This window comes from Chitinophaga skermanii, assembly GCF_003259335.1.
GTDB lineage: Bacteria > Bacteroidota > Bacteroidia > Chitinophagales > Chitinophagaceae > Chitinophaga > Chitinophaga skermanii.
Map to the genome: position 1 here is coordinate 1 of NZ_QLLL01000024.1, position 1,114 is coordinate 1,114.

The window sequence follows — 1,114 nt, forward strand, 5'->3', positions numbered from 1 at the left end:
AGGCTGCATATCGGTAGGGGAGCATTCTGAACTGCATTGAAGGTGTACCGCGAGGTATGTTGGAGCGTTCAGAAAAGAAAATGTAGGCATAAGTAACGATAAAGAAGATGAAAAATCTTCTCGCCGTAAGACTAAGGGTTCCTGATCAACGCTAATCGGATCAGGGTTAGTCGGGTCCTTAGGCAAACCCGAGAGGGGTAGCTGATGGCAAAATGGTGAATATTCCATTACCTGCTTTAATTTCGACGGGGTAACGGAGACGTGAAAGGACTGCGTAGTTACGGAATACTACGTTAAAGAGTGTAGTTAAAGGTTGAGTAGGCAAATCCGCTCGAACTGGCGAACTCGATAGTACGGCAAAGCTTCGGCAGCGCTGATAATGTCCCTAAACAGGCTTCCAAGAAAAACCCCTAAGGCTAGGTTAAAGCAGCCCGTACCGTAAACCGACACAGGTAGTCGAGGAGAATATCCTAAGGCGCTCGAGTGATCCGTGGTAAAGGAACTAGGCAAATTGACGCTGTAACTTCGGGATAAGGCGTACCGCAGTGATGCGGTCTCAGTAAAATGGTCCAACCAACTGTTTAACAAAAACACAGGGCCCTGCAAAATCGTAAGATGAAGTATAGAGCCTGATACCTGCCCGGTGCTGGAAGGTTAAGGAAGGGTGTTCGTAGCAATACAAAGCTCCTGACTGAAGCCCCAGTAAACGGCGGCCGTAACTATAACGGTCCTAAGGTAGCGAAATTCCTTGTCGGGTAAGTTCCGACCTGCACGAATGGTCTAATGAGTTGGACACTGTCTCTACCACGAGCTCGGTGAAATTGTAGTATCGGTGAAGATGCCGGTTAATCGCAACGGGACGGAAAGACCCCGTGAACCTTCACTACAACTTAACATTGATTTTGAGTAATAGGTGTGTAGGATAGTTGGGAGACTATGAAGCAGCTTCGCCAGGAGTTGTGGAGTCATCGTTGAAATACCAACCTCCTGTTACTTAGAGTCTAATCCGTGAAAACGGAGACATTGTTTGGTGGGTAGTTTGACTGGGGTGGTCGCCTCCTAAAAAGTAACGGAGGCTCGCAAAGGTACCCTCAGTACGGTTGGTAATCGTACG

1 rRNA gene is annotated in these 1,114 nt (G+C 47.8%); it reads left to right on the forward strand.

Features of this window, described 5'->3' with window-relative positions:
* Positions 1-1,114, forward strand: a 23S ribosomal RNA gene (locus tag LX64_RS25700); the annotation flags it as partial.